This is a genomic window from Curtobacterium sp. YR515 (assembly GCF_900113095.1).
Taxonomy (GTDB): Bacteria; Actinomycetota; Actinomycetes; order Actinomycetales; family Microbacteriaceae; genus Curtobacterium.
Window position 1 is genome coordinate 335,255 of record NZ_FOOD01000004.1, and the last position, 23,820, is coordinate 359,074.

18 protein-coding genes and 1 tRNA gene are annotated in these 23,820 nt (G+C 71.3%); 15 read left to right on the forward strand and 4 right to left on the reverse strand.

The genetic code is table 11. The annotated features are described in order from the left end of the window. Nucleotides 1–60: 60 nt before the first annotated feature. The 5 genes from lgt (at nt 61) to BM028_RS12955 (ending at nt 10,107) form a co-directional block, all read left to right on the forward strand. The gene (gene lgt, locus BM028_RS12935; RefSeq protein ID WP_083294946.1) at nt 61–1,059 is read left to right on the forward strand and encodes a prolipoprotein diacylglyceryl transferase; all 999 of its coding nucleotides are present in this window, start codon (nt 61–63) and stop codon (nt 1,057–1,059) included. A gap of 287 nt (nt 1,060–1,346) precedes the next feature. Beyond that, the gene (gene gltB, locus BM028_RS12940) at nt 1,347–5,864 is read left to right on the forward strand and encodes a glutamate synthase large subunit (protein WP_071296364.1); all 4,518 of its coding nucleotides are present in this window, start codon (nt 1,347–1,349) and stop codon (nt 5,862–5,864) included. After that, nucleotides 5,857–7,314, forward strand: coding sequence for a glutamate synthase subunit beta (locus BM028_RS12945; protein WP_092387017.1), 1,458 nt, complete (start codon nt 5,857–5,859; stop codon nt 7,312–7,314). Before gltB ends, BM028_RS12945 begins: the two co-directional genes overlap by 8 nt. Nucleotides 7,315–7,454: 140 nt before the next feature. Continuing rightward, nucleotides 7,455–8,900: a pyruvate kinase gene (gene pyk / locus BM028_RS12950; RefSeq protein WP_070416231.1), complete on the forward strand. Its 1,446-nt coding sequence runs from the start codon at nt 7,455–7,457 to the stop codon at nt 8,898–8,900. A gap of 127 nt (nt 8,901–9,027) precedes the next feature. Beyond that, nucleotides 9,028–10,107: a VIT1/CCC1 transporter family protein gene (locus BM028_RS12955; protein WP_092387019.1), complete on the forward strand. Its 1,080-nt coding sequence runs from the start codon at nt 9,028–9,030 to the stop codon at nt 10,105–10,107. A 22-nt stretch (nt 10,108–10,129) separates the two neighbouring features. Here BM028_RS12955 and BM028_RS12960 read toward each other — a convergent pair whose 3' ends face one another. Continuing rightward, the gene (locus BM028_RS12960) at nt 10,130–10,669 is read right to left on the reverse strand and encodes an HdeD family acid-resistance protein (protein ID WP_070416229.1); all 540 of its coding nucleotides are present in this window, start codon (nt 10,667–10,669) and stop codon (nt 10,130–10,132) included. Nucleotides 10,670–10,847: 178 nt separating this feature from the next. Here BM028_RS12960 and exaC point away from each other — a divergent pair, with 178 nt between their 5' ends. Genes exaC through BM028_RS12975 form a run of 3 tightly spaced genes read left to right on the forward strand, consistent with a single transcriptional unit; the run spans nt 10,848 to nt 14,065 of the window. Then, nucleotides 10,848–12,389, forward strand: a complete 1,542-nt coding sequence (exaC, locus tag BM028_RS12965) for an acetaldehyde dehydrogenase ExaC (protein ID WP_071296289.1) — start codon at nt 10,848–10,850, stop codon at nt 12,387–12,389. Beyond that, the gene (locus BM028_RS12970) at nt 12,389–12,844 is read left to right on the forward strand and encodes a DUF779 domain-containing protein (RefSeq protein WP_092387021.1); all 456 of its coding nucleotides are present in this window, start codon (nt 12,389–12,391) and stop codon (nt 12,842–12,844) included. The genes exaC and BM028_RS12970 overlap by 1 nt, the downstream gene beginning before the upstream one ends. 45 nt (nt 12,845–12,889) lie before the next feature. Further along, complete coding sequence (locus tag BM028_RS12975) at nt 12,890–14,065, forward strand: GAF domain-containing protein (RefSeq protein ID WP_092387023.1); 1,176 nt, start codon at nt 12,890–12,892, stop codon at nt 14,063–14,065. An 86-nt stretch (nt 14,066–14,151) separates the two neighbouring features. Here the strand turns inward: BM028_RS12975 and BM028_RS12980 are convergent, their stop codons facing one another. Next, nucleotides 14,152–14,739, reverse strand: a complete 588-nt coding sequence (locus BM028_RS12980) for a hypothetical protein (RefSeq protein ID WP_092387033.1) — start codon at nt 14,737–14,739, stop codon at nt 14,152–14,154. Between the two features lie 159 nt (nt 14,740–14,898). Here BM028_RS12980 and BM028_RS12985 point away from each other — a divergent pair, with 159 nt between their 5' ends. From BM028_RS12985 to BM028_RS13005, 5 genes are all read left to right on the forward strand, one after another. Next, nucleotides 14,899–15,582, forward strand: coding sequence for a response regulator transcription factor (locus BM028_RS12985; RefSeq protein ID WP_071296365.1), 684 nt, complete (start codon nt 14,899–14,901; stop codon nt 15,580–15,582). Continuing rightward, the gene (locus tag BM028_RS12990) at nt 15,582–17,072 is read left to right on the forward strand and encodes a HAMP domain-containing sensor histidine kinase (protein WP_092387034.1); all 1,491 of its coding nucleotides are present in this window, start codon (nt 15,582–15,584) and stop codon (nt 17,070–17,072) included. Before BM028_RS12985 ends, BM028_RS12990 begins: the two co-directional genes overlap by 1 nt. Before the next feature lie 8 nt (nt 17,073–17,080). Beyond that, nucleotides 17,081–17,161, forward strand: a tRNA-Leu gene (locus tag BM028_RS12995). 36 nt (nt 17,162–17,197) lie between these two features. Further along, complete coding sequence (locus BM028_RS13000; RefSeq protein WP_022905562.1) at nt 17,198–17,803, forward strand: ANTAR domain-containing response regulator; 606 nt, start codon at nt 17,198–17,200, stop codon at nt 17,801–17,803. A gap of 44 nt (nt 17,804–17,847) precedes the next feature. Beyond that, nucleotides 17,848–18,318, forward strand: a complete 471-nt coding sequence (locus BM028_RS13005; RefSeq protein ID WP_092387035.1) for a GNAT family N-acetyltransferase — start codon at nt 17,848–17,850, stop codon at nt 18,316–18,318. 4 nt (nt 18,319–18,322) lie between these two features. Here the strand turns inward: BM028_RS13005 and BM028_RS13010 are convergent, their stop codons facing one another. Both BM028_RS13010 and BM028_RS13015 read right to left on the reverse strand, forming a co-directional pair. After that, entirely contained in the window at nt 18,323–18,706 is a 384-nt protein-coding gene (locus BM028_RS13010) for a VOC family protein (protein WP_092387036.1), read from the reverse strand. Nucleotides 18,707–18,735: 29 nt separating this feature from the next. Next, complete coding sequence (locus tag BM028_RS13015) at nt 18,736–19,104, reverse strand: PaaI family thioesterase (protein WP_071296366.1); 369 nt, start codon at nt 19,102–19,104, stop codon at nt 18,736–18,738. Nucleotides 19,105–19,204: 100 nt separating this feature from the next. Here BM028_RS13015 and polA point away from each other — a divergent pair, with 100 nt between their 5' ends. Both polA and BM028_RS13025 read left to right on the forward strand, forming a co-directional pair. Beyond that, nucleotides 19,205–21,877, forward strand: coding sequence for a DNA polymerase I (gene polA / locus BM028_RS13020; protein WP_092387037.1), 2,673 nt, complete (start codon nt 19,205–19,207; stop codon nt 21,875–21,877). A 101-nt stretch (nt 21,878–21,978) separates the two neighbouring features. Further along, entirely contained in the window at nt 21,979–23,658 is a 1,680-nt protein-coding gene (locus BM028_RS13025) for a DUF885 domain-containing protein (RefSeq protein ID WP_092387316.1), read from the forward strand. Nucleotides 23,659–23,820 lie beyond the last annotated feature (162 nt).

Consider the following 23,820-nt stretch of genomic DNA (forward strand, 5'->3'; position numbering starts at 1 on the left):
GCGGGGCCGACGGCACGTCGGCACCGCGCCCAGCCAGCACCGAAAGGCGACAGCACCTCCATGCCCCTCCTGAGCATCCCGAGCCCGAGCACCGCGTGGCAGTACTTCGACCTGACCGCCTGGCTGCGCGACGCGTTCGGTTGGTCGCTGCCGCTCGACTTCCGCATCCACGCCTACGCGATCTGCATCCTGCTCGGGATCGTCGCCGCGGTCATCCTCGCGAACCGCCGGCTCAACGCGCGCGGCGTCGAGCGCTGGATCATCATCGACATCGCGATCTGGGCCGTCCCCGCCGGGATCATCGGCGGTCGCCTGTTCCACGTGTTCACACACGTCAGCGACTACTTCGGTCCCGGGCGCGACCCGCTGTCCTTCCTCTACATCTGGGAGGGCGGCCTCGCCATCTTCGGCGCGCTCATCCTCGGTTCGGTCGGCGCCTACATCGGCTGCCGCCAGGTCGGCCTGCGGTTCACCGCGTTCATCGACGCCGTCGTGCCGGGCGTGCTGCTCGCCCAGGCGTTCGGTCGCCTCGGCAACTACTTCAACCACGAGCTCTTCGGCATGCCGACCAGCCTGCCGTGGGGCCTGCAGATCGAGTCGTCGAACGCGGCGTTCCCGAAGGGCCTGCCCGAGGGCACGCTCTTCCACCCGACGTTCCTCTACGAGATCATCTGGAACGTCGTCGGCGTCGTCGTGATCCTGCTGCTCGACAAGAAGTTCCGCCTGCAGTGGGGCAAGGTCCTGTCGCTCTACCTGATCTGGTACGGCATCGGTCGCTCGGTCCTCGAGTCCATCCGCGTCGACACGAGCGAGACGTTCTTCGGCATCCGGACGAACGTGTGGATGTCCTTCGCGGCGATCCTGCTGGGCATCATCATCTTCCTCGTCCAGTCCAAGCGGCACCTCGGCAAGGAGCCGAGCCCGTACCTGCCCGGTCGCGAGCCCCGCTCGAAGTCCGGGGTAGACTCGGACGACACCTGGTCAGAGTCCGACGACGACGCTCCGGCGGCCGTCACCGACTCCGATCCGGTCACCAGCAGCACCGCTGGCCGCGCGTAGGAAGCACCCCTCCTGCGTGACCGATCCCGATCGGTCACGAGTGTCAGCAGCACCTCCCGGACCCACCACAAGCGGGTCCGACACCTCGCACGCCGCCAGGGCAACTCACTGACGGCGGGCACGGGCACCAGTCCCGCCCATCTGGGCGGAACGCACCACCGGGCCACCGCTGTCCCTGTTCCACTTCCTCGTGAGGACGGTTCCCCATGGCGCTCCAGCCACCCCAGTCCCCGGCGGCACTCGTGCCGCCGCACCGTCGGTTCTCCGCGATCCCGGACGCCACCGGCATGTACGACCCGGCGAACGAGAAGGACGCGTGCGGCCTGGCGATGGTCGCGACGCTCCGCGGCACGGCCGGGCACGACATCGTCGACGCCGCCCTCGGTGCGCTGCGCAACCTCGAACACCGGGGCGCGGTCGGTTCGGACGCCGGGACCGGCGACGGTGCGGGCATCCTCTGCCAGGTGCCCGACGAGTTCTTCCGCGCCGAGGTGTCCTTCGATCTTCCAGCAGCGGGGGAGTACGCGGTCGGTACCGCGTACCTGCCCGTCGACGAGGACGACCGGCACGCGGTGAAGGGTGCCGTCGAGCGACTGGCGCGTGAAGAGGGCCTGCGCGTCCTCGGCTGGCGCGAGGTCCCCGTCCGACCCGAGGTCCTCGGCACCCTGGCCCGAGCGGCGATGCCCGCGTTCGAGCAGCTCTTCGTCGCCTCGATCCGGCACGACGTGCACGGCGCGTCGTGGAGCGGCGTCGCGCTCGACCGCCAGGCCTTCCGCCTCCGGAAGCGTGCCGAGCACGACACCGAGGTCTACTTCATGTCGCTGTCGAGCCGGACCATGGTCTACAAGGGCATGGTCACGACGCTCCAGCTCGAGCCGTTCTACCCGGACCTCAGCGACGAGCGCTTCGCGTCGAAGCTCGCGATCGTGCACTCCCGCTACTCCACGAACACGTTCCCCTCGTGGCCGCTCGCGCAGCCGTTCCGCACGCTCGCGCACAACGGTGAGATCAACACCGTCCGTGGCAACCGCAACTGGATGCGGGCACGGCAGTCGCAGCTGCAGAGCGAACTGCTCGGCGACATGGCGCCCCTGCTGCCGATCGTCAGCCCGGGCGCCAGCGACTCGGCGTCCTTCGACGAGGTGCTCGAGCTCCTGACGCTCACCGGCCGGTCGCTGCCGCACGCGGTGTCGATGATGGTCCCCGAAGCGTGGGAGAACCAGGTCGGGATGGACCCCGAGCTCCGGGCGTTCTACGAGTACCACTCGATGCTCATGGAGCCGTGGGACGGCCCGGCAGCCATCACGTTCACCGACGGCACGCTCGTCGGTGCCACCCTCGACCGCAACGGCCTGCGCCCCGGTCGCTTCCTGGTGACCGACGACGGCCTGATCGTCATGGGCTCCGAGACGGGCGTCATCGACGTGCCGGCCGACAAGGTCGTGCGCAAGGGCCGGCTCCGTCCCGGCCGGATGTTCCTCGTCGACACCGAGGCCGGTCGCATCATCGAGGACGACGAGGTCAAGCGCGAGCTGGCCACGTCCGGCCCGTGGGGCGAGTGGCTCGACGGCGGCCGGATCAACCTCGGTGACCTGCCGGACCGCGAGCACATCGTGCACACGCCCGCTTCGGTGACCCGTCGCCAGCGCGCCTTCGGCTACACCGAGGAAGAGGTCCGCATCCTGCTGCGTCCGATGGCGCAGACCGGAGCGGAGCCGCTCGGTGCGATGGGCTCGGACACGCCGATCGCGGTGCTGTCCCAGCGTCCCCGGCTGCTCTTCGACTACTTCACCCAGCAGTTCGCCCAGGTGACGAACCCGCCGCTCGACTCGATCCGCGAGCAGGTCATCACCTCGATGGGCATGGGTCTCGGGCCGGAGCGCAACCTCCTGAGCGCCGGCCCCGAGCACGCGAAGCAGATCACGCTCGACTTCCCCGTGATCGACAACGACGAGCTCGCCAAGATCCAGCACTTCGAGACCGAGTCCGGTCGCCACCTGACCGTGACGATCAAGGGCCTGTACCGCGTCGACGCCGGCAAGAAGGCCATGCAGAAGCGCATCGCCGCGGTGTGCGACGAGGTCGACGCGGCGATCGAGGCCGGCAAGCAGTTCATCGTGCTGTCCGACCGCGACGGCAACGCCGAACAGGCACCGGTGCCCAGCCTGCTGCTGCTCGCCGCCGTGCACCACCACCTGATCCGCACCGAGCAGCGCATGAAGGTCGGGCTCATCGTCGAGGCCGGTGACGTGCGCGAGGTCCACCACGTCGCGACCCTCATCGGCTACGGCGCCTCGGCCATCAACCCGTACCTCGCGATGGAGACCTGCGAGATCCTCGTCCGCCAGGGCATGATCAGCGGCATCACGCCGGAGCAGGCCGTCAAGAACGTGATCAAGGCGCTCGGCAAGGGCGTGCTGAAGATCATGTCGAAGATGGGCATCTCGACGGTGTCGAGCTACGCCGGCGCGCAGGCGTTCGAGGCCGTCGGGCTCAGCCAGGAGTTCGTCGACCGGTACTTCACCGGGACCTCGTCGATCCTCGGCGGCGTCGGCATCGAGGTCATCGCGAAGGAGAACGCCGAGCGGCACGCCCAGGCGTACCCGCAGGACGGCGCTGTCCTCTCGCACGAGCGCCTGCAGACGGGCGGCGAGTACCAGTGGCGTCGCGAAGGCCCGCCGCACCTCTTCAACCCGGACACCGTGTTCCGGCTGCAGCACGCGACGCGCTCCCGTCGCTACGACATCTTCCGCGAGTACTCGCAGGCGGTCGACGACCAGTCCGAGCAGCTGATGACGCTCCGCGGCCTCTTCCGCTTCGCGCAGGGTGCCCGCAAGCCGGTCCCGCTGGACGAGGTCGAGCCGATCGAGTCGATCGTCAAGCGGTTCAACACCGGTGCGATGTCCTACGGGTCCATCTCGAAGGAAGCCCACGAGACGCTCGCGATCGCGATGAACCGTCTCGGCGGCCGGTCGAACACGGGCGAGGGCGGCGAGGACGTCGACCGCCTGCTCGACCCCGAGCGTCGGAGCGCGATCAAGCAGGTCGCGTCCGGGCGGTTCGGCGTCACGAGCATGTACCTGACGCACGCGACCGACATCCAGCTGAAGATGGCGCAGGGTGCGAAGCCGGGCGAGGGCGGGCAGCTCCCCCCGACCAAGGTGTACCCGTGGGTCGCCCGCACCCGGCACGCGACCGCGGGTGTCGGTCTGATCTCGCCGCCGCCGCACCACGACATCTACTCGATCGAGGACCTCAAGCAGCTGATCTTCGACGTCAAGCGGGCGAACCCGTCCGCACGCGTCCACGTGAAGCTCGTGAGCCAGTCGGGCATCGGGGCCGTGGCCGCCGGTGTGACGAAGGCCCTCGCCGACGTCGTCCTGGTCTCCGGACACGACGGCGGGACCGGTGCGTCGCCGCTGAACTCGCTCAAGCACGCGGGCACCCCGTGGGAGATCGGCCTCGCCGAGACGCAGCAGACGCTCATGCTCAACGGCATGCGCGACCGCGTCGTCGTGCAGGTCGACGGGCAGATGAAGACCGGCCGTGACGTCGTCGTGGCCGCGCTGCTCGGCGCCGAGGAGTACGGCTTCGCGACCGCGCCGCTCGTGGTCGAGGGCTGCATCCTCATGCGGGTGTGCCACCTCGACACGTGCCCGGTCGGCGTCGCGACCCAGAACCCCGAGCTCCGCAAGCGATTCAGCGGCAAGCCGGAGTTCGTCGTGAACTTCTTCGAGTTCATCGCGCAAGAGGTCCGCGAGCTCCTCGCCGAGCTCGGCTTCCGGTCCCTCGAAGAGGCGATCGGCCACGCCGACGCCCTCGACGTCGACCGCGCGGTCGAGCACTGGAAGGCGTCCGGCCTCGACCTCGAGCCCGTGCTCAAGGGACCGCGGTTCGACGCCGACGAACCCCGCCGGCACCAGCGCGACCAGGACCACGAGCTGGAGCAGCACTTCGACGTGCAGCTCATCCAGCAGACGGCCGACGTCCTCGAGCACGGCGGGACGATCGCGCTCGACCTGCCGATCCGGAACACGGAGCGCGCGGTCGGCACGATGCTCGGCCACGAGGTCACGCTCCGCCACGGCGAGAACGGCCTGCCGTCGGGGTCGATCGACGTGACGTTGCGCGGTTCCGCCGGGCAGTCGCTCGGTGCGTTCCTGCCGGCGGGCATCACGCTCCGCCTGGTCGGGGACAGCAACGACTACGTCGGCAAGGGGCTGTCCGGCGGCGAGATCGTCGTGCGTCCGGACGCGGGCAGTGGCTTCGACCCCGCGCAGAACGTCATCGCCGGCAACGTCATCGGCTACGGCGCGACCCAGGGCAGCATGTTCATCCGCGGCATCGTGGGCGAACGCTTCCTGGTGCGCAACTCCGGTGCGACCGCCGTCGTCGAGGGCGTGGGGGACCACGCGCTCGAGTACATGACCGGTGGGCTCGCCCTGATCCTCGGCGAGACGGGTCGGAACCTCGGTGCCGGCATGTCCGGCGGGACCGCGTACGTCCGCGGCCTGCGGGAAGAGCACGTGAACACCGACTCGCTCGCGTCCGGTGAACTCCGGCTCGAGCCGCTCGACAGCGCCGACGTCGAGATCGTGAACGACCTGCTCGCGCGGCACGCTGCCGAGACCGGGTCGACCCTCGCGAGCGAACTGCTCGAGTCCGGTGACCTGAGCGACTTCGTCAAGGTGCTGCCGCGGGACTACGCGGCCGTGCTCGAGACCCGACAGCAGGCCGTCGACGAGGGCCTCGACCCGGACGGCGACGTCGTCTGGAACCGCATTCTGGAGGTGACCGGTGGCTGACCCCAAGGGATTCCTGAAGGTCCAGGAGCGCGAGCTCCCGGCCCGACGACCCGTACCCGTGCGGCTCATGGACTGGAAAGAGGTCTACGAGCAGCAGGAGTCCGGCGCGCTCAAGCGACAGGCCGGACGCTGCATGGACTGCGGCGTCCCGTTCTGCCACCAGGGGTGCCCGCTCGGCAACCTCATCCCCGAGTGGAACGACCTCACCTGGCGCGGCGAGGGCCGGCAGGCGATCGAGCGACTCCACGCGACGAACAACTTCCCGGAGTTCACGGGTCGGCTGTGCCCGGCACCGTGCGAGGCGTCCTGCGTGCTCGGCATCAACCAGCCGCCGGTGACGATCAAGCAGGTCGAGGTCTCGATCATCGACGAGGCGTTCCAGAACGGCTGGGTCACGCCCCACCCGCCGGAGCGCCTGACCGGCAAGACCGTCGCGGTGGTCGGGTCCGGTCCCGCCGGGCTCGCCGCCGCACAGCAGCTGACCCGCGCCGGCCACACCGTCGCGGTGTACGAGCGCGACGACCGCATCGGTGGTCTGCTCCGCTACGGCATCCCGGACTTCAAGATGGAGAAGCGTCAGATCGACGCGCGGCTCGCCCAGATGCAGGCCGAGGGCACCCGCTTCCGTGCGGGCGTCGAGATCGGGCGCGACATCACCTGGGACGACCTGAAGTCCCGGTACGACGCGGTCGTCGTCGCCACCGGCGCCACGGTCCCGCGCGACCTGCCGATCCCGGGGCGCGACCTCGCCGGCGTGCACTTCGCGATGGACTACCTCGTGCAGCAGAACAAGGCGAACGCCGGCACGACCGTCGACAACCAGGTCACGGCCGAGGGCAAGCACGTCGTCGTCATCGGCGGCGGCGACACCGGTGCGGACTGCATCGGGACCGCCCACCGGCAGGGTGCGCTCAGCGTGACGAACCTCGCGATCGGCAAGCAGCCGCCGCTGGAGCGTCCGTCCGAGCAGCCGTGGCCGATGTTCCCGACCGTGTTCGAGGTCACGAGCGCCCATGAAGAGGGCGGCGAACGCCACTACCTCGCGTCCACCGTCGAGTTCCTCGCGAACGAGGCCGGCGAGGTCCGGGCGCTCCGCGTCGCCGAGACCGAGTACCTCGACGGCCGCCGGGTCCCGAAGGCCGGCAGCGAGCGCGAGATCCCCGCGGACCTCGTCCTCGTCGCCATGGGCTTCACCGGTCCCGAGACCGACACGCTGGCGCCGCAGCTCGGACTGCCCGTGACGGTCTCCGGTGCCGTCGCCCGCCAGGCCGACTACACGACCAACGAGCCGGGCGTCTTCGTCGCGGGCGACGCCGGTCGTGGGCAGTCGCTCATCGTGTGGGCGATCGCCGAGGGCCGGGCCGCCGCCGCGAAGGTCGACGAGTACCTCGAGGGCTCGACGATCCTCCCGGCTCCGGTCAAGGCGACCGACCGGGCGATCTCGGTCTGACGATGGACGTCCACCCGATGCCCACCCAGCAGTGAGCGACAGGCCACCGGCACTCGATAGGGTGCTGGTGGCCTCGCTTCGTTCCGCGCGGCCCCACAGCGCGGAAACCCAAGCACCATCCACCACCACGAAGGAATCCATTGAGACGCGCAAAGATCGTTTCGACGCTCGGACCGGCAACGTCGGAGTACGAGACCGTCAAGGAGATCATCGAGGCAGGCGTCGACGTCGCCCGCCTCAACCTCAGCCACGGTGACTACAGCGTCCACGAGGCCAACTACGAGAACGTCCGTCGCGCCGCCGAGGAGCTCGGCAAGCCCGTCGCGATCCTCGTCGACCTGCAGGGTCCGAAGATCCGCCTCGCGAAGTTCGCCGACGGCCCGCACGACCTCGCGGTCGGCGACGTGTTCACCATCACCACCGAGGACGTCCCCGGCTCGAAGGAGATCTGCGGCACGACCTTCAAGGGCCTCCCGCAGGACGTCAAGCCCGGTGACCCGCTGCTCATCGACGACGGCCGGGTCCGCCTCCGCGTGCTCGACACCGACGGCGTGCGCGTCCGCACCGAGGTCGTCGTCGGCGGCACCGTGTCCAACAACAAGGGCATCAACCTGCCCGGCGTCGCCGTGAACGTCCCCGCGCTCAGCGAGAAGGACGAGGCGGACCTCCGCTGGGGCATCCGCCAGGGCGCCGACCTCATCGCGCTGTCGTTCGTGCGCAACGCCGCCGACGTCGAGCGTGCGCACGAGATCATGGACGAAGAGGGCAAGCGCCTCCCCGTGATCGCGAAGATCGAGAAGCCGCAGGCCGTCGACGCGCTCGAGGAGATCATCGACGCGTTCGACAGCATCATGGTCGCCCGCGGTGACCTCGGTGTGGAGCTCCCGCTCGAGGCCGTCCCGATCGTGCAGAAGCGCGCCGTCGAGCTCGCCCGCCGCATGGCGAAGCCGGTCATCGTCGCGACCCAGATGCTCGAGTCGATGATCTCGTCGCCGATCCCGACCCGCGCCGAGACCTCCGACGTCGCGAACGCCGTGCTCGACGGCGCGGACGCGGTCATGCTCTCGGGCGAGACCAGCGTCGGCGAGTACCCGGTGCAGACGGTCCGCACGATGGCCCGCATCGTCGAGTCCACCGAGGACCACGGCCTCGAGCGCATCGCGCCGCTCGGCACCAAGCCGCGCACCCTCGGCGGGGCGATCACGCTCGCCGCGGTCGAGATCGCGGAGTTCACCGAGGCCTCGTACCTCTGCGTGTTCACCGAGTCCGGCGACTCGGCCCGACGCATGTCGCGTCTGCGCCACGGCCTGCCGATCATCGCGTTCACCCCGAACGAGGCGACGCGTCGCCGCATGGCCCTCACCTGGGGTGTCCGCTCGTTCCTCGTCGAGCGCAAGACCCACACCGACGAGCTCTTCTCGCAGGTGGACGACGTCCTCCTCGAGAACGGCCTCGCCGCCCCCGGGGACCGCGTCATCGTGACGGCCGGTTCCCCTCCCGGCATCGAGGGGTCGACGAACGACCTGCGCGTGCACCGCGTGGGCGACGCCCACGCCGAGGCCGCTCCGGCCTACGTGCGCGACTGACGTCGCGTCGCGTCCCGACAGGGCGCGGACGGGAGGCGCGGTGCGGCGACGCACGCAGCCTCCGGTCCGCGCCCTGTCGCGTTCCGCCCCGCGGCCGCGTGACCACGCGGTCGCGCGAGCGGGCAGGATGGCCGGTGTGAGCCTCCAGTCCCGACCCACCGCCCAGCGCACCGACGTCCGACGCTGGCGCCGCTACCTGGCGGACGAACGGGCGGAAGCCGCCGTCTACCGGAACCTCGCCGCCCGGCGACACGGTGAGGAACGCGAGATCCTGTCCGCCCTGGCCGAGGCCGAGGGCCGGCACGAACAGCACTGGCTCGACCTGCTCGGCGACGACGTGGGTCGGCCGCAGCGCGGGAGCCTCCGCACCCGGGTGCTCGCGTCGCTGGCGAAGCGGTTCGGGTCGGTGTTCGTCCTCGCGCTCATGCAGCGCGCCGAGGACCGCTCGCCCTACGCCGACGACGCCGACGCGACCGCGAGCATGGCGGCCGACGAACGGATCCACGGCGAGGTCGTCCGCGGGCTCGCCAACCGCGGGCGGATGCGTCTGTCCGGCACCTTCCGAGCCGCGGTGTTCGGCGCGAACGACGGCCTCGTGTCGAACCTGGCGCTCATCATCGGCGTCAGCGCGTCCGGGGCGGACCGGCACTTCGTCCTCCTGAGCGGCATCGCGGGACTCCTCGCCGGCGCGCTGTCGATGGGGGCGGGGGAGTACGTCTCGGTGCGGTCGCAGCGCGAGCTCCTCACGGCATCGGCCCCGCACCCCGAAGCCGGCCGGGCCGTCGCGGACCTCGACGTGGACGCGAACGAGCTCGCCCTCGTGTACCGCGCTCGGGGCATGTCCGAGGCCGAGGCCCAGCAGCACGCCGACGACGTCCTCGGCGGAGCCGCGGTGACGGGCACGGCGCCGGTGGACGACCACGAGGCCATCGGCAACGGCATGAGCGCGGCGGTCTCGAGCTTCTGCTTCTTCGCGTCGGGGGCGATCATCCCGGTGCTCCCGTACCTGTTCGGCCTCGAGGGGTGGGCGGCGATCGTGGTCGCGGCGCTCCTCGTGGGGATCGCCCTGCTCGGCACGGGCGCGGTGGTCGGCGTGCTGAGCGGTGCGTCGCCGCTGCGTCGGGCGCTCCGGCAGCTCGCGATCGGGTTCGGTGCGGCAGCGGTCACCTACGGGCTCGGGCTGCTGTTCGGGACGGGCAGCGCCTAGCCCGAGGACCGTAGAGGCCCCGCTAGCGACGGACGGCCGCCCGGGGCGGGAGCAGCAGCAGGGCCGCGGCGCCCACGACGATGAGCGCGATGCCCGAGAAGACCATGAACACGGTCAGTGCGAGCCCGGGCGCGACCAGCACGACCACGCCCCCGAGGATCGAGAGCACCCCGCTCACGATCGACGGGACCCGCGACGACCCCGGGTGTCCCACGAAGCCGCCGATCAACGACGCGATCCCCTCGACGATGAAGCCGACGCCGGCGAGCACCGCGTAGACGACGAGCGGGACGGCGGGGTCCAGCAGCGTCACGAGTCCGGCGACCCCGACCAGGCCACCGACGACGCCAGAGGTCCAGCGCCACACCGGCGGCGTGCCGTGGCCCCGCACCGCGGCGAACACCCGCAGTGCGCCGGCCACGACGAGGTACACGCCGAAGAGCAGCGCGACGACGACGAGCGACGGCCGTGGCCAGACGATCGCGACGATGCCGAGCGCGATGGCGACGACCGCGGTGACGATGACGAACACGCGGAACGTGCGGACGGCACGAGAGTCCACGAGCACTCCTCCCTGTCAGGTCTGCTCGGTCCGACGCTACCTCGGCCGGCAGCGGTCGGTTCGTCGCGCGGAGGGCGAAGCGCCGCGAAGCGGTGCAACCGGATGCAACCTGCGCCGCCGTAGCGTTCGGGCAGGCGCGGACCCAGCGCCCCGACAGAGTCGTCGAAAGGTGTCCACCATGACCATCGCACCGTCACCATCCACCTACGCCGCACCCGGCGAGGAGGGGTCCCTCGTCTCGTACCGCTCCCGGTACGACCACTACATCGGCGGCGCGTACGTCCCGCCGGCCGGGGGGCAGTACTTCGAGAACCCCACACCCGTCACCGGCAAGGTCTTCACCGAGATCGCCCGCGGTGACTCCACCGACGTCGACCGTGCGGTCGAGGCCGCGTGGAAGGCGTTCCCGGCCTGGGGTCGGACGAGCGTCGCCGAACGCGCCGGCATCCTCAACAGGATCGCGGACCGGATGGAGCAGAACCTCGAGGCCCTGGCGGTCGCGGAGACGTGGGAGAACGGCAAGCCCATCCGCGAGACGATCGGCGCGGACATCCCGCTGGCGATCGACCACTTCCGCTACTTCGCCGGGGCGATCCGCGCGCAGGAGGGCTCGACGGGGGAGATCGACCACGACACCGTGGCCTACCACTTCCACGAACCGCTCGGCGTCGTCGGGCAGATCATCCCGTGGAACTTCCCCATCCTGATGGCGGTGTGGAAGCTCGCCCCGGCACTGGCGGCGGGCAACTGCGTCGTCCTGAAGCCGGCCGAGCAGACGCCGGCGTCCATCCACGTGCTCATCGACCTGATCGGGGACCTGCTCCCGGCCGGTGTCCTCAACGTCGTGAACGGCTTCGGCATCGAGGTCGGTGCACCGCTCGCGCAGCACCCGGACATCCGCAAGGTCGCCTTCACGGGGGAGACGACCACGGGCCGGCTCATCATGCAGTACGCGTCGCAGAACCTCATCCCCGTGACGCTCGAACTCGGCGGCAAGAGCCCGAACGTCTTCTTCGCCGACGTCGCCCAGCAGCAGGACGCCTTCTACGACAAGGCACTCGAGGGCTTCGCGTTCTTCAACCTCAACCAGGGCGAGGTCTGCACCTGCCCGTCGCGGGCACTCGTGGCGAGGGAGATCTACGACGGCTTCGTCGCGGACGGCCTCGACCGGGTGCGCGCGGTCAAGCAGGGGCACCCGCTCGACCTGTCGACGATGATCGGCGCGCAGGCGTCGAACGACCAGCTCGAGAAGATCCTGAGCTACATCGACATCGGGAAGCAGGAGGGCGCGAAGCTCCTCACCGGTGGCGAGCGGGCGGACCTCGGCGGGGAGCTGTCCGGCGGGTACTACGTCACGCCGACGGTCTTCGAGGGGGACAACTCGATGCGGATCTTCCAGGAGGAGATCTTCGGCCCGGTCCTCGCGCTGACGAGCTTCAGCGGCTACGACGACGCGATCTCGATCGCCAACGACACGCTGTACGGCCTCGGCGCCGGGGTGTGGAGCCGCGAGGCCACCACGCTCTACCGCGCCGGCCGTGACATCCAGGCCGGGCGCGTGTGGGAGAACACCTACCACCAGTACCCCGCCGGAGCGGCGTTCGGCGGCTACAAGCAGTCCGGCATCGGACGGGAGAACCACAAGATGATGCTGGAGCACTACCAGCAGACGAAGAACCTGCTGGTGTCCTACGCCGAGGGCCCGATGGGCTTCTTCTGATGCCCGACACCGACGACCGGCCGGCCACCGACGACCGGCCCGCCACCGCCCGCGTGGCGGTGACGCCGGCGGCGGGGGAGCTCCTGCGCTCCCTCGCCGCCCGGCACGGCCCGCTCATGTTCCACCAGTCGGGCGGGTGCTGCGACGGCTCCAGCCCGATGTGCTACCCCGTCGGCATGTTCATGACCGGCTCGGGCGACGTGCTCCTCGGCGCGCTCGAGGTCGACGGCATCGCGCCCGTCGAGGTGTACATGTCGCGGTCGCAGTTCGAGTACTGGAAGTACACCCACCTCACGATCGACGTCGTGGACGGTCGTGGCGCGGGCTTCTCCCTCGAGGTGCCGGAGGGCAAGCGGTTCCTCACCCGCTCCCGGATGCTGGACGACGCCGAGCTCGCGGATCTCGGCCTGGTCAGCGCCGGCCCTGGCCCGAGCGGGGTGCCGGACGTAGGCTGACCGCACCGCTCGCGACGACGCGACGGGGACCGGACAGGAGGGCGCATGCGCGAACCGTCCGGTCTCCGCCCGCTCGTCGCCGCGTCCTGGCGTCGCTCCGCCCGCGTCGACCCCGAGACCGTGCCGACGCCCTCGATCGGCGAGGACGAACTCGACGCCCTCCGCCGTGCCGGTCCGCTCGGCACGGCGCTGCCGGTCGTCCGACGGCTCCTGCTCGACGACGTCCGGTCGGCGGGGTGCGTCGTCGCCCTCGCGGACGCATCGGGTCGGCTCGTCTGGGTGGACGGCGCACGATCCGCCCGGCGCGCCGCGGAGGGCATGGGGTTCGTCCCCGGTGCCGACTGGGCGGAGGAACGCGCCGGGACGAGTGCTCCGGGGACCGCGCTCCGGCTCGGACGCGCCGTGCAGATCCACGCGGAGGAGCACTACGCGACGGCCGTGAAGGGGTTCTCCTGCACGGCGGTCCCGCTCCGCGACGCCGCGGGCACGGTGGTCGGCGCGCTCGACATCACGGGCGACGACCGCGCCGTCGAACGCCACACGCTGCCGCTCCTGACGGCGACGGCCGCGGCGGCCGAGGCCGAACTCGCACTGGCGGCGCTCTCGGCCCGGACCGCACACCGTCCGGCTGCGGCCCCGTCCGCCGAGCTCACGCTGCTCGGGTCCGACACCGCGACGCTGCAGGTCGGGTCGCGGTCGGTCGCGTTGTCGGAGCGGCATTCGGAGATCCTCGCGGTGCTCGCCGCGAACCCGCAGGGACTGGCCGCCGCGGACCTCGCGGTCGCCGTCTACGGCGACCCGCGCGCCGTCCAGACGCTGCGGGCCGAGGTGGTGCGGCTCCGCCGTGTCCTCGCCCACCACGCGCTCGACGCGCGCCTGACGTCCAGGCCGTACCGCCTGGAGGGGATCCGGACCGACGTCGAGACGGTCCTGTCCGCGCTCGACCGCGGGGCGCGCCTCCAGGCCGTCGACCGGTACACCGGACCGGTCCTGCCGGGGTCCGCGTCGCCCGGGGTCGACGACCTGCGTGACCGCGTCCGGTCCCGGTTCCGTGAGTCGCTCCTCCAGGACGGCGGGGTGGACGCGCTGCAGGCGTGGGCACGCACCGCGGACGGTGCGGCGGACGAGCAGGTGCTGCGGGCGCTGCTCGCGGCGTTGCCGCGTCGGTCGCCGCGGCGGGCGGGCGTGGTGGCGGCGATCGAGGCGATCGAGCGTCCCTGAGCGGACGGCTCCGCCGGCTCGGGAGGCACGGCACACGTCGGTCCGTCGGCCGACGGCGCGCGCCTCCCGCGGCGGGTGCGGGGTGGTCAGGACCCGGTCGTCGGCTCCGGTGTCGAGGTCGCGTCCGCGTCGGGTGCGGCCGGCGGGGTCGGTGCCGTTCCGTTCTTCGGCGGGGTCGGAACCTTCCCGTCCTTCGGCGGCTTCGGTGCCGTTCCGTCCTTCGGCGGGGTGGGTGCCGTGCCGTCCTTCGGGGGCTCGGGTGCCTTCCCGTCCTTCGGCGGGGTGGGTGCCGTGCCGTCCTTCGGGGGCTTGGGTGCCTTCCCGTCCTTCGGGGGCTTGGGTGCCTTCCCGTCCTTCGGCGGGGTCGGAGCCGTGCCGTCCTTCGGCGGGGTCGGCGCCTTCCCGTCGGCGAGCGGGCCGGCGACGCAGCCGGGGGCGGTGCCGGTGTCGCCCTTCCCGGCGGGCCCGGCGGCGGGTCCGTCCGTGGGCGCGCCGGTCGGTGCGCCGCTCGGTGCTCCGGACGGGGTTCCGGTCGCCGCTGCGCTCGGCGTGGCGGGGGCCGCCACCGCGGCGCTCACCCCGATCCCGCCGAGGACCAGCACGGCCGCCGCTGCGGATCCGATCCCGACCGCGCGGAGGGTCCGGCGACGCTTCGTGCCCTGTTCGTTCTCCATGGTGTTCTCCTGTTCGTCCGTCGGTCGACCGGGTCGGTCCGCCGACGAGGACGACGCTCGGGTTCGAATCTGAAGCAGGACTGAAGCATTCGTGGAGCACAGGGTTTCTCCAGGCCGTTCCATGCTCCGTGCTGGCGGAGCCGACCTACGGTGTCCGCCGTGACCGCACCCGCCCGCATCCTGGTCGTCGAGGACGACGACTCCCTCCGCACCGCCGTCGTGACGACCCTCCGCGCCGAGGGGTTCTCCGTCGCCGAGGTCGCGGACGGCCGTTCCATCGCCGCCGACCTCGACCGCACCGCCCCGGACCTCGTCCTGCTCGACTGGATGCTCCCCGGGCCGAGCGGCATCCTGCTCGCCGCCCGCATCCGGGCCCGGTCGGACGCCGCCGTCGTGATGACCACCGCGCGGGACGAGCTCGACGACCGACTGCGCGGGTTCGCCGAGGGGGCGGACGACTACGTCGTGAAGCCGTTCGCGATGGCCGAACTCGTCGCCCGGGTGACGGCGGTGCTCCGGCGCCGAGGACGGGTGCCGTCCGTGATCGAGGTGGGCGACCTCGTGCTCGACCCCGACGGCTCCACTGTCCGTCGCGCCGGCGTGCTGCTCGACCTGACCGCGACCGAGTTCCGACTCCTCCGGTTCCTCGCCGAGAGCCGCGGACGGACGGTGTCGAAGGGGCAGATCACGACCCAGGTCTGGGGCTACGAGGACATCGCACCCAACCTGGTCGAGGTGCACCTCAGCGCACTGCGGCGGAAGATGGAGGCGCACGGGCCGCGGCTCGTGCACACCGTCCGGGGCCTCGGGTACCGGCTCGCGGTGGACCGGGGTGCGGCGTGATGCGCGACGGACGCCTGCGGACCACCTCGCTCCGGCTGCGGACCGTGGTCGCGATCCTGGTGCTCCTCGCGGTCCTGCTGACGGCCCTCGTCGTCGCGGTCGAGGCCGTCCTCGGCGCCCGACTGACCGCGCAGGTCGAGGACCGCCTGCGTGACCGGGCGTCCGCCGCGGCCGCGCTCGTCGGGGTACTCGACGCGAGCGACCTCGCCGATCGGTTGTCGGCGCAGGGGCTCTCCGTGCGGATCGTCGAACCCGACGGCGCCGCGGTCGAGGCCGGCCCCAGCCCCGAGCAGTTGCGGAAGGGGCCAGCCGACCCGACGGGCCTGCCCGGACCGGCGGCCCGGTCCTCGGCGGCTCCGTCGACCACCGGCACGTCCGACAGTGCCGGCGACACCATCACGTCGTCGTCGGTGCACGAGGACGACGGCGTGCTGACCCTCCGCTCGGACCTCGAGGACGGTACCCGCATCACGTTGACCGCCGGCACGCGCGACGTGCAGGAGACCCTGACGCAGCTCGGCTGGGTGATGGGCGGTGCGTCCGCCGCGTTCCTCGGCGTCGCCGTCGTGGGTGTCGTGCTCGTCGTCCGACGCTCGCTGCGCCCGCTCGACGAGATGACCGCCGCCGCCCGGTCCATCACCGCGGGGGACCGCGGACGCCGACTCCGGCCGTCCCGGACCGACACGGAGATCGGCCGGGTGGCGCTCGCCCTCGACGAGATGCTCGACGCGGTCGAGGGCGCGGAGGCACAGGCCGTCGCCGCCGAGGAACGTGTCCGCGCGTTCCTGTCCGATGCCGCCCACGAGCTGCGGACGCCGATCGCCGGTGTCCGGGCCGCGGCGGACACCCTCGTGCGCAACGGCCCGGACGACCCGGAGACGAACGAGCTGCTCGCGGTGCACGTCGTGCGGCAGGCCGACCGGGCGGCTCGGCTCGTCGACGACATGCTGACGATGGCGCGGCTGGACCGGGGGATCGCCCTCGACCGGCACCGGACGGACCTCGTCGACTGGCTCGACACCGAGGCCGAGCGGCTCCGCATCCGGTTGCCCGGCGTGGAGCTGCACGTCGAGGTCCCCGAGCACCCGGTCGACGCCGACGTGGACCCGGACCGACTCGCCCAGGTGCTCGGCAACCTGGTCGACAACGCCGCGAGGGCCACCGGGGGCACCGGCACGGTCTGGCTCCGCCTCAGCGTGGGACCGGAGGGGGCTCGACTCCGTGTCGAGGACGACGGCCCCGGGATCCCGGCAGCCGACCGCGAGCGCGTGTTCGACCGACTCGTCCGGCTCGAGGACGCTCGGGACACCCGCTCCGGCGGCGCCGGCCTCGGGCTGCCGATCGCGCGCGGGATCGCCGTCGCGCACGGCGGTTCGCTCGCGCACGGGGGCGACGGCGAGCTCGGCGGCGCGGTGTTCGACGTGCGCCTGCCCGCGAGCGCGACGGTGCCGGCCGGTGCACGTCCGCGAGCGGGCGTCCTGCTAGCCTGATGCCCTACGCGAGTGTGGTGGAATGGTAGACACGGGGCACTCAAAATGCTCTGCTTCACGGCGTGCGGGTTCGAGTCCCGCCACTCGTACAACTGGCACTTCCGAGGTCTAGTAGGCTTCTGCGTGTGAGTGACACAGAAGCAACTGCAACAGCACCCCGTCGCGTCGTCGTCGCCGAGGACGAGTCGCTCATCCGCCTCGACATCGTCGAGATCCTCCGCGACAACGGGTTCGACGTCGTCGGCGAAGCGGGTGACGGCGAGACCGCCGTGCAGCTCGCGACCGACCTCCGTCCCGACCTCGTCGTGATGGACGTCAAGATGCCGCAGCTCGACGGCATCTCCGCCGCCGAGAAGCTCTCGAAGAACCACATCGCCCCCGTGGTCCTCCTCACGGCGTTCAGCCAGAAGGACCTCGTCGAGCGTGCGACCGAGGCCGGCGCCCTCGCCTACGTCGTCAAGCCGTTCACGCCGAACGACCTCCTGCCCGCGATCGAGATCGCCCTCTCGCGGCACCAGCAGATCATCACGCTCGAGGCCGAGGTCGCCGACCTCGTCGAGCGCTTCGAGACCCGCAAGCTCGTCGACCGCGCCAAGGGCCTGCTCAACGAGAAGATGGGCCTCACCGAGCCCGAGGCCTTCCGCTGGATCCAGAAGGCCTCGATGGACCGCCGCCTGACCATGCACGACGTCGCCAAGGCGATCATCGAGCAGCTCAGCGCCAAGAAGTAGCGACCCGAGCGCGCACCAGGCCGACCACCTGGCAGGGTGGAGCCATGGACGACGTGGTGATCCGTGCCTCCAGGCCCGAAGACATGCCGGCGGTGGCCGATCTGCGATGGCGGTGGAGCGTCGACGAAGGCGGTGCGACGCCGGGCGTGACCCCGGACGAGTACCGCGAGGCGATGTCGGCGTTCGCCGCCGCCCACCCCGACACGCACCGCTGCGTCGTGGCCGAACGCGACGACCGGGTGCTCGGCATGGCGTGGCTCGGGCTCGTCGCACGGCCCCCGACGCCGGACCGACCCGGGCGACGGCTGACCGCTGACGTGCAGACCGTCTACGTCCACCCAGACCTGCGGGGCGCCGGCGTCGCGAAGCGCCTCGTGACCGCGTTGCTCGACGCCGCCGACGAGCTCGGTGCGGAGCGGACGTCGGTGCACTCGAGCGTCGAGGGCGAGACGCTCTACCGCCGCCTCGGGTTCGGCGACGCCCGACTGCTGCTGCAGCGCCCGCCCGAGGACTGACCCGTCATCCGCGCGCCGGGAGCTGCTGCAGCGTCCACGCGTTCCGGTCGGGATCGGTGAAGAACACGAAGCGTCCCCACGCCATCTCGTCCACCCCGATCGCGTCGACGCCGAGCCCCTGCAGGTGCGCGAGGGCCTCGTCGGCGTCCGGGACGACGACCTGGATCGACTTGAGCGAGCCGGGGACGACGTCCGGGGACATGATGCCCTCACCGAACGCGATGGAGCAGGCGGACCCGGGCGGGGTGGCCTGCACGAAGCGGAGCTCGTCGGAGACGCGCTGGTCGTGGTCGATCGAGAAGCCGATCCGTTCGTAGAACTCGCGGGATCGGTCGACGTCGCTGACGGGGACGAGGATCAGTTCGATCCTCCAGTCGGTGGCGGGCACGGGTCACTCCTTCGTGACGCCCGCCGGGGTCAGCGGGCTTCGCGGATCATGTTGGTGATGCGCACGGTGGAGCAGCGCCGCCCCTGGTCGTCGGTGAGGACGATCTCGTGCGTGGTGAGCGTGTTGCCCAGGTGCAGTGCCGTGCAGGTACCGGTGACCAGGCCGCTCGTGGCGCTCCGGGAGTGCGAGGCGTTCAGCTCGATGCCGACCGCGTACCGGCCGGGACCGGCGTGCACGTTCGCGGCCATCGACCCGAGGCTCTCGGCCAGGACGACGTAGGCGCCGCCGTGCAGGAGTCCGACGGGCTGACGGTTGCCCTCGACCGGGATCGTGCCCACCGCGCGCTCGGCCGTGAGCTCCGTGATGACCATGCCCATCTTCTCGGCGAGCTCGCCCATCCCACGGTCGGCGAGGCGCTCGTCGACGGTCCCGGTGGTGGCAGCTCGATCGGTCACGCTGGCGGACTCCCGTGTCGGATGGCGTCGGTAGGCTGTCCGGGTGTCGGACTCCGCAAAGCCTACCCTCATGGTCATCGACGGCCACTCGCTCGCCTTCCGGGCCTTCTACGCGCTGCCGGTCGACAGTTTCGTGAACCGTGACGGGCAGCACACGAACGCCATCCACGGCTTCATCTCGATGCTGCTCATGCTCCTCCAGCGCGAGAAGCCCACCCACCTCGCGGTCGCGTTCGACATCTCGCGCTTCTCGTTCCGCACGCGTGAGTACGAGGACTACAAGGGCACCCGCTCCGAGACCCCGGCCGAGTTCAAGGGCCAGATCCCGCTCCTCCAGCAGGCGCTCGAGGCGATGGGCATCACCACCGTCACGAAAGAGGACTACGAGGCCGACGACATCCTCGCCACCTTCGCCCGCCAGGGCTCCGAACAGGGCTACCAGGTCTACGTGGTGTCCGGCGACCGCGACTCGATCCAGCTCGTGAACGACGACGTCACGCTGCTGTACCCGTCGGTCCGCGGCGTCTCCGAGCTCACCCGGTACGACCGCGACAAGGTGTACGAGCGGTACGGCATCGAGCCGCACCAGTACCCCGACATCGCTGCCCTCGTCGGCGAGACCAGCGACAACCTCATCGGCATCGACAAGGTCGGCGAGAAGACCGCGGTGAAGTGGATCACGGCGTACGGCTCCCTCGACGGCGTCCTCGAGCACGCCGACGAGATCAAGGGCGTCGTCGGCAACAACCTGCGCGAGCAGAAGGACCGGGCGATCCGCAACCGGAAGCTCAACCGGCTCGTGAACGACGTGGAACTGCCCGTCGGGCCGGCTGACGTCGCACTCCGTCCCCTCGACGAGGCCGCGGTGCGCGAGCTCTTCGCGAAGCTGCAGTTCCGCACGCTGCTCGACCGCGTGTTCAAGGTCGCGGGCTCCGGCGAGGCGTCGGAGTCCAGCGCGGTCGAGGGCTCGGTCGACAGCGGTGCGCCGACGCCGCCCGCGGTCAAGACCCTCATCGACGAGGAGCTCGGCTACTGGCTCGAGCGGCGCAACGCGGCCGAGGCGGCGAACGGCTACGGCGTCGCGGTCGAGGTCATCGACGGGCGCCTCAGCGCGATCGGCATCGCCACGCACGACGACGCCGTCCTCGTCCCGGGCGGCAGCGGCGCGAAGGACTACGAGCAGCTGTCGGCGTGGTTCGCCTCCGACGCCCCGAAGCACTTCCACGACGCCAAGACCGCGATCAAGGCACTCGCCACGGTCGGCTTCGAGGTGAACGGCATCGCCGGCGACGCCCGCCTGACCGGGTGGCTCGCGCAGCCGGGCAAGCAGGGGCAGCCCCTCGCCGACCTCGTCTACCAGGAACTCGGCGAAGAGCTCCCCACGGCCGACCCGAACCAGCTCGTCCCCGAGACCGACCCGGTGAACGTCGGCGTGCACGCGTGGTTCGTGCTCCGGGTCACCACCGCGCTGCGTGCGCGTCTCGACGAGTCCTCGCTCACCGTCCTCGACGACATCGAGCTCCCGCTCGTCCCGGTCCTCGCCGGCATGGAGACCACGGGTGTCGCGATCGACCGTCCGGTGCTCACCGGGCTGTCGCACGACCTGGGGGAGCGCGCGGCCGAACTCGCGCAGCAGGCCTTCGCCGAGATCGGGCACGAGGTGAACCTCGGGTCGCCGAAGCAGCTGCAGGAGGTCCTCTTCATCGAGCTCGCGATGCCGAAGACCCGCAAGACGAAGACCGGGTTCTCGACCGACGCCGCGAGCCTCGCCGACCTGCAGGAACAGCACCCGCACCCGTTCCTCGGCCTGCTGCTCCAGCACCGCGACGCCACGAAGCTCCGGCAGATCGTGGACACGCTCGACGCCGCGATCGTCGACGGTCGCATCCACACCCGGTACGAGCAGACCGGCAGCAGCACCGGCCGCATCTCGTCGACCGACCCGAACCTGCAGAACATCCCGGTGAAGACCGCGGTGGGGCGCCGGGTCCGGTCGGCGTTCGCCGTCGCCGAGCCCTACACGACGCTCATCACGGCCGACTACTCGCAGATCGAGATGCGCATCATGGCGCACCTGTCCGGTGACCCGGGTCTCATCCAGGCCTTCAACGAGGGCGAGGACCTGCACCGGTTCGTCGGCGCCCGGGTGTTCTCGGTCGAGCCGGCCGACGTCACGCCCGAGATGCGCACGAAGGTCAAGGCGATGTCGTACGGCCTCGCGTACGGCCTCAGCCCGTTCGGCCTGTCGAAGCAGCTCCGCATCGAGCAGTCAGAGGCGCGCACCCTCATGAACGAGTACTTCGCCCGGTTCGGCGCGGTGCGCGACTACCTGCGCGGTGTCGTCGAGCAGGCGCGCGAGGACGGCTACACCGAGACCATCTTCGGTCGCCGTCGCCCGTTCCCCGACTTGAAGAGCCCAAACCGCGTCCTCCGCGAGAACGCCGAGCGCGCGGCGCTGAACGCGCCGATCCAGGGCTCGGCGGCCGACATCATGAAGATCGCGATGCTCGGCGTCGCCGCCGACCTCCGCGACGGCGAGCTCGCGTCGCACCTGCTGCTGCAGGTGCACGACGAGCTCATCCTCGAGGTCGCGCCCGGCGAGCAGGAGCGGGTCGAGGAGATCCTCCGCACCCGCATGGGCGGCGCGGCCGAGCTGACCGTCCCGCTGGACGTGTCCGTGGGCGTCGGCCCGAACTGGGAAGCCGCCGCGCACTGAGGCGCGACCGGTCGCGGGACTGGAGGCACGGTGCCGGCCCGCACCGCGCCTCCAGTCCCGCAGGTTCCTCGTCGTGAGCCGTCGTGGATAGGGTCGTGAGCATGACCGATGACCGTCCCGACCGCCAGCCCTCCGCCGTCGACCGCGTCGCCGAGGACTGGGTGTCCACCCTCGTCGACCTCGACCCGACCGTCGCCACGTACATCGGCGTCCCGGGGCGCACGGGGGAGTACGGCGACACGTCGCCCGCCGGTGCGGCGGCCATGGCGGACGCGGCGCGCGCCGCGAAGCGTGCGCTGGACGCGGCCGACGCGGTGGACGCCGTCGACGAGGTGACGAAGACCGATCTCGGCGCAGAGCTCGACCTCGTCCAGGAGTCCTTCGACCGCAAGCTCCACCTCCGCGACCTCAACGTCATCGCCAGCCCGGCGCAGTCCGTGCGCGACGTCCTCGACCTCATGCCGACCGCGACCGAGTCCGACTGGCAGGACATCGCGAGTCGGCTGCACGCGCTCCCCGACGCGATCGAGGGCATCCGCGAGACCCTGCTCGAGGGAACGCGCGAGGACGTCACGCCCGCTCGTCGCCAGGTCGCGCTCATCGCCGAGCAGGCCACCCGCACCGGTGCGGCGGACGGCGTCTTCCGGCAGCTGGTCGACGGCGCCGCGTTCGACGACGGTGGTCCGGTGCCTGAGCCGCTCCGGGCCGAGCTCGCCCGCGGGGCCGAGGTCGCCGCTGCTGCGTACCGGTCGTTCGGGCAGTTCCTCGAGCACGAGCTGATGCCGCTCGCGACGCCGGTCGACGCCGTCGGGCGCGAGGCGTACGAGCTGCACTCGCGGCGATTCCTCGGTGCGGTCGTCGACCTCGACGAGACGTACCAGTGGGGGATCGAGGAACTCGCGCGGATGCGTGACGAGCAGGAGCGCATCGCCGACCGCATCGAGTCCGGTGCGAGCGTCGCCCGGGCGATCGAGGTCCTCGACGCCGACCCGGCGCGGGTGCTGCACGGCACCGACGCCCTGCAGCGGTGGATGCAGGAGACGAGCGACGAGTCGATCCGGGCGATGGACGGCAAGTACTTCGACATCGCCGACCCGATCAAGCGCCTCGAGTGCCGGATCGCCCCCACACAAGAGGGCGGGATCTACTACACCGGCCCGTCCGACGACTTCTCGCGCGCCGGCCGCATGTGGTGGTCCGTGCCGCAGGGCGTCACCGAGTTCGGCACCTGGCGCGAGAAGACGACGGTCTACCACGAGGGTGTCCCCGGCCACCACCTCCAGATCAGCCAGGGCGTCTACAACCGCGGCGAGCTGAACACCTGGCGTCGGCAGCTGTCCGGGTCCTCGGGGCACGTCGAGGGCTGGGCGCTCTACGCCGAGCGCCTCATGGAGCAGCTCGGCTTCCTCGACGACGACGGGGACCGGCTCGGCATGCTCGACGGGCAGCGCATGCGTGCGGCCCGAGTGGTGCTCGACATCGGCGTCCACCTGCAGAAGACGAACCCCGACGGTGGCGCCTGGACGTGGGAGTACGCCCTCGACTTCATGCGCCAGAACGTGAACATGTCCGACGAGTTCGTCCAGTTCGAGGTGGCGCGCTACTTCGGCTGGCCCGGGCAGGCGCCGTCGTACAAGGTCGGTCAGCGCGTCTGGGAGTCCATCCGCGACGAGGTGGCCGCCCGCGAGGGTGCGTGGTTCGACCTCAAGGCCTTCCACCACCGGGCCCTCGCGCTCGGCAGCATCGGTCTGGACACGCTCCGCAGCGCCCTGCTCGGCTGATCGATCGGGGCCGACACGATCCGACACGCCCGGTTGTGGGCGCTCGCTCGCTGCGGTTAGACTTGTGCGGCGCAATCCGCGCTCACCAAACACATCGCCAGGACGGCTCGAACCGGCATCCGGTTCGGACCAGGGGGTCGCTCCCTCGCCGTCTCGGCCCGA

Bases quoted from the DNA above. Each gene is read 5' to 3' on its own strand.
- lgt (WP_083294946.1), top strand. From the start codon at position 61: ATGCCCCTCCTGAGCATCCCGAGCCCGAGCACCGCGTGGCAGTACTTC.
- gltB (WP_071296364.1), top strand. From the start codon at position 1,347: ATGTACGACCCGGCGAACGAGAAGGACGCGTGCGGCCTGGCGATGGTC.
- BM028_RS12955 (WP_092387019.1), top strand. From the start codon at position 9,028: ATGGCCGGTGTGAGCCTCCAGTCCCGACCCACCGCCCAGCGCACCGAC.
- exaC (WP_071296289.1), top strand. From the start codon at position 10,848: ATGACCATCGCACCGTCACCATCCACCTACGCCGCACCCGGCGAGGAG.
- BM028_RS12970 (WP_092387021.1), top strand. From the start codon at position 12,389: ATGCCCGACACCGACGACCGGCCGGCCACCGACGACCGGCCCGCCACC.
- BM028_RS12975 (WP_092387023.1), top strand. From the start codon at position 12,890: ATGCGCGAACCGTCCGGTCTCCGCCCGCTCGTCGCCGCGTCCTGGCGT.
- BM028_RS12980 (WP_092387033.1), bottom strand. From the start codon at position 14,739: ATGGAGAACGAACAGGGCACGAAGCGTCGCCGGACCCTCCGCGCGGTC.
- BM028_RS12990 (WP_092387034.1), top strand. From the start codon at position 15,582: ATGCGCGACGGACGCCTGCGGACCACCTCGCTCCGGCTGCGGACCGTG.
- BM028_RS13005 (WP_092387035.1), top strand. From the start codon at position 17,848: ATGGACGACGTGGTGATCCGTGCCTCCAGGCCCGAAGACATGCCGGCG.
- BM028_RS13015 (WP_071296366.1), bottom strand. From the start codon at position 19,104: ATGGGCGAGCTCGCCGAGAAGATGGGCATGGTCATCACGGAGCTCACG.
- BM028_RS13025 (WP_092387316.1), top strand. From the start codon at position 21,979: ATGACCGATGACCGTCCCGACCGCCAGCCCTCCGCCGTCGACCGCGTC.